Consider the following 4,425-nt stretch of genomic DNA (forward strand, 5'->3'; position numbering starts at 1 on the left):
GGCCGTTCTACGCCAGCGACGCGACGCTCTCCTTCACCACCAACCGCGAAGAGCCTCAAAGCCGGTCTCGCCTCGCACTGGAGAGGTCCGGCGCACCAGGTCTTCTTCCTGACCCGCCCAGGCGAAGACGGAGATCGGCTGGGTCACGTCACGCTCGAGCACACGCTGGACAATCTGCGTTCAGGGCGTGGAAGCGGCTGGGTGCAGCGGCAACGGTACGTCTCCGTCACAGACCTGCGCTCCGCGCGCACGCTTGCGGAGCTCGATCAGCAGTGAGCCGACCTCCCCTTCGACGGCCTGCTGCCTGAGGGCTGGCACGAAGGAGGCGATCGACGCCGCTTCCATCCCACCCTTATACACCGCTCAGGGCAGACGGTTCGCGACCGCGAGGTTCTCGCGCAGCTCCGCAGCGGTCTGACGCACCACGTAGGCGGGGCGATCGCGCTCCACGCGCCAGGACTCGCTCAGCGGGCTCACGTCCACCGCGTCGAAGCCGATCTCGTCGTAGAACCTCGTCGCGAGCTCCACTGCCTCGGGGAAGTCACTCGAGACGGCGAGCGCGCGCCTGTCCGGTGCGCCCGCAGGGGCGGTGTCGGTGGTGATGTCCGCGGAGCGGATGTGATTGAAGGCCTTGACCACCTTCGAGGTGGGCAGGTGCTCCTGGAGCAGCTGCGAGGTCGTGGTCTCGCCCTTGTCGAGGGCCTCGATCCGCCCGTCGCGCTCGTGGTAGTAGTTGTTGGTGTCGAGCACGATCTTGCCGGCGAGCGGCTCGACCGGGACCTGACCGAGGGCGTTCAGCGGGACCGTCACCACGACGACGTCCCCCGCTGCGCCGGCCTCCGCCGCGGTGGCGGCGCGGGCCTTCCTACCGAGCTCCTCCACGAGGTTCTCGAGGGTCTCCGGGCCTCGCGAGTTCGCGATCACCACGTCATACCCCGCCGTGATCGCGGCCCGGGCGACCTGGCTGCCGATGTTGCCTGCTCCGATGATTCCCAGTGTTGTCATGGCCCGTCCAACGCCGCGCCTCTCGCCCCTGTTCCCGTGTGACGGCGCATGACGTGGCCGTACCGTGGCGACGTGGCCGTACCGTGGGTCCATGCTGAGCCTGGGACTGTCCATGCTGTGGGAGACGGCCGACGCCGAGCAGGCGCTGAACGAGCGCTTCGGCCTCGACGGCGCCGACGGGGCCACCCGCTGGCTCACCGCGGTGCTCGCCGAGCACTGGGATCTCGCTGTGCAGGAGGTCCCGCGCCTCACGCTCAGCGACCGCAATGCGATCGCCTGGGTGCGCACCGATCGCGGCCCGCTGATCGTCAAGCTCTCCTGCGCGCCGGAGCGGTTCGCACACCTCGCCACCACGACGCGCCTGCTCACGGACCTCGCCTCCCGGGGCATCCCGGTCGCGGCCCCGCTGCCGGGCCGCGACGGGCGCGTGCGGCTCGAGGTCGACGGGCCCTCCCTCCCGTTCTCCCTCGCGGTGCTGCCGGAGGTCGGCGGGACCTGGCTCGATGTGGACGACCTCGACTCCGTGCACGCTGCGGGCGCCTGCCTCGCCGCTCTGCACGGTGCGCTCGCGGACGTCGGCACCGCGGGCCTCTCGTCGAAAGCCCCGTCCCCGCTTCCGGGCCGGGTGAGCACCTGGCTGACCGACCGCGATCCGGGCCGCGTGCCCGCAGCCTCCGCCCGCCTGGCGGAGCTCGTCGCCGACCTGCCTGCCCCCTCGGATCCCCCGCAGCCGATCCACGGCGATTTCCGCGCCGCGAACATCCTGGTCGAGGACAGTCGGGTCGCCGCGGTGCTGGACTTCGACGACGTCCGTCTCGACCACCGGGTCGCCGACCTCGCGCAGGCAGGCACCTATCTCGCCACGCTCTTCCGCGGCTGGGGGCCGACGCCCGCCCCGGCCCGCTCCGCCCTGCGTGCCGGTTACGAGGCCGTCCGACCCCTCGACGAGCTGGAGTCCCGGTGGCTCGACGCCCTCACCCTGTGGATGGGCATCGCCGCGATCCCGCCGCAGGACGACGGCCGCTGGGCGGCGTCGGCCGAAGCGATCGCACGCCTCCCCTGACTCCCCCTGGCGCACCCCCACCTCCGGGAATAGGCTTGCCCGCAGCGGTCCCTGCGCGCTCCCCGGCGACACCGCCCCACGAGGAGTGATCAGCGATATGCAGTACGCCCAGCTCGGCCGCACCGGCGCGACCGTCTCCCGGCTCGTGCTCGGGACCATGAATTTCGGTCCCCACACCGCGGAGGAGGATGCTTTCGCGATCATGGACCGTGCCCTCGACCAGGGGGTGACCTTCTTCGACACCGCCAACGGCTACGGCGGCACGGAGCGCCGCGGCTGGACCGAGGAGATCATCGGCCGCTGGCTCGCCTCGCGCGGCCGGCGCGAGGAGATCGTCCTCGCCACCAAGGTGTTCGGCGAGATGGGACCCGGGAAGAACGATCGCGGGCTCTCCGCCCTGAACATCCGCCGCGCGGTGGATGCCTCGCTGCGCCGCCTGCAGACCGACCACATCGACCTCTATCAGATGCACCATGTGGACCGCACCGCCCCGTGGGACGAGATCTGGCAGGCGATGGATCTGCTGGTCGCGCAGGGGAAGATCACCTACGTCGGCTCTTCGAACTTCGCCGGCTGGCACCTCGCCCAGGCGAATGAATCCGCCCGCGCCCGGCACTCCCTGGGGCTGGTCTCGGAGCAGTCGCTGTACAACCTGTTCACCCGGGATATCGAGCTCGAGGTGCTCCCGGCCGCGGAGCACTACGGGATGGGCGTCATCGCCTGGTCCCCGCTCGCGGGTGGGAAGCTCGGCGGTCGCTCGGCCGACGGGGTGCGCCGCGGCGCCGCGGACCGCCACGACCTCTCCGACGGGCTGGCCGCCCAGCTGGATCGCTGGGAGGCGTTCTGCGCCGAACGGGATCTCGCCCCCGGCCAGGTGGCGCTCGCCTGGCTGCTGCACCGGCCCGGCGTGCTCGGTCCGATCATCGGCCCCCGCACGATGGAGCAGCTGGACTCGGCGATCGCCGCCATGGAGATCTCCCTGTCCGAGGACGACCTCGCCGCGCTCGATGCGATCTTCCCCGGCCCGGGCGGGCCGGCCCCGGAGGCCTACGCCTGGTGAGCAGGGAGTGAGACGGTCGCTGACCGCCCGAGCATCCGCTCTGCACTGGCCTCGGGCCGCAGGTCCAGCCGGCGCAGCAGCTGGGCGTTCAGCGCCACCACGATGGTCGAGGCCGACATGAGCAGCGCGCCCACGCTCATCGGCAGAATGAACCCGATCGGGGCCAGCACCCCCGCCGCCAGCGGGACGGCGAGCAGGTTGTAGCCGGCAGCCCACCAGAGGTTCTGCCGCATCTTGCGGTAGGCAGCGCGGGAGAGCTCGAGCACGGAGAGCACCGAGCGGGGATCGGAGGAGGCCAGCACCACCCCGGCGGAGCCGATGGCGACGTCAGTGCCGGCGCCGATCGCGAGGCCCACGTCGGCCTGGGCCAGCGCCGGGGCGTCGTTGACGCCGTCGCCGACCATCGCGACCTTCCGCCCCTCGCCCTGGAGCTCGACGACGGTCCGGGCCTTGTCCTCGGGGCGCACCCCGGCGAACACGCGGTCGATGCCGAGCTCGGCGCCGACGGATTCGGCCACCGCGCGCGCATCACCGGTGAGCATCACGACGTCCACGCCCTGGGCGCGCAGCGCCTCGACCGCCTCGCGGGACTCGTGCCGGATCTCGTCGACCACCCGCAGCGCGCCGATCACGTCGCCGCTGGCGAGCACGTGGAGGACGGTCGCCCCCTGCGCATGCCACTGTGCGGCGACGGGCAGCTCCGCAGTCCCGTGCTGCTCGAGCAGGTATGGGCCGCCCACCTCGATGACATCGCCGTCCACGACGGCCCGCACTCCGACCGCGGGCGACGAGCTGAACCCGTCTCCCGCGCTCACCGCGAGGTCGCGCTCGTCCGCGGCCCGCACGATCGCGCGGGCCAGCGGGTGCTCGCTCGGTGCCTCGGCGGCGGCGGCGAGGGCGAGCACCTCGTCCTCGGAGCGCTCGGCACCAGTCTCGATGCCGGTCAGCGCGGGCTCGCCCCGGGTGAGGGTGCCGGTCTTGTCGAAGAGGACGGTGTCCACCGTGCGCATCTGCTCGAGCGCCAGGCGGTCCGTGACGAGCACTCCGCCGCGGGCTGCGCGCTCGGTCGCGATCGAGACGACGAGGGGGATCGCGAGGCCCAATGCATGGGGGCAGGCGATCACGAGCACGGTGATCGCCCTGATCACAGCCTGGTCCGGACTCCCGACGAGGAACCAGATGATCGCGGTGAGGATCGCCGCGCCGAGCGCGAACCAGAACAGCCAGCCCGCGGCGGTATCCGGCTCTTCGCGGTTGGTGGTGAAGGAGAGCGTCGCGTCGCTGGCGTAGAACGGCC

General features: G+C 72.0%; 4 protein-coding genes. 2 read left to right on the plus strand and 2 right to left on the minus strand.

Features of this window, described 5'->3' with window-relative positions:
- Window positions 1–363: 363 nt before the first annotated feature.
- Entirely contained in the window at window positions 364–1,119 is a 756-nt protein-coding gene (locus tag ACTH43_RS18330) for an NADPH-dependent F420 reductase (RefSeq protein ID WP_441446321.1), read from the minus strand.
- On the opposite strand from ACTH43_RS18330, the gene ACTH43_RS18335 reads away from it, so the two are divergent.
- Together ACTH43_RS18335 and ACTH43_RS18340 are read left to right on the plus strand one after the other, a co-directional pair.
- Complete coding sequence (locus tag ACTH43_RS18335; RefSeq protein WP_441446322.1) at window positions 1,097–2,068, plus strand: phosphotransferase enzyme family protein; 972 nt, start codon at window positions 1,097–1,099, stop codon at window positions 2,066–2,068. The genes ACTH43_RS18330 and ACTH43_RS18335 overlap by 23 nt on opposite strands.
- 97 nt (window positions 2,069–2,165) lie before the next feature.
- Window positions 2,166–3,128, plus strand: a complete 963-nt coding sequence (locus ACTH43_RS18340) for an aldo/keto reductase (protein ID WP_441446323.1) — start codon at window positions 2,166–2,168, stop codon at window positions 3,126–3,128.
- Here the strand turns inward: ACTH43_RS18340 and ACTH43_RS18345 are convergent.
- Window positions 3,116–4,425 (minus strand): heavy metal translocating P-type ATPase (locus ACTH43_RS18345; protein WP_441446324.1); only part of this gene is annotated, 1,310 nt, incomplete at its 5' end. The two genes, ACTH43_RS18340 and ACTH43_RS18345, sit on opposite strands and share 13 nt — an antisense overlap.

The organism is Brachybacterium sp. (assembly GCF_052095815.1).
GTDB lineage: Bacteria > Actinomycetota > Actinomycetes > Actinomycetales > Dermabacteraceae > Brachybacterium.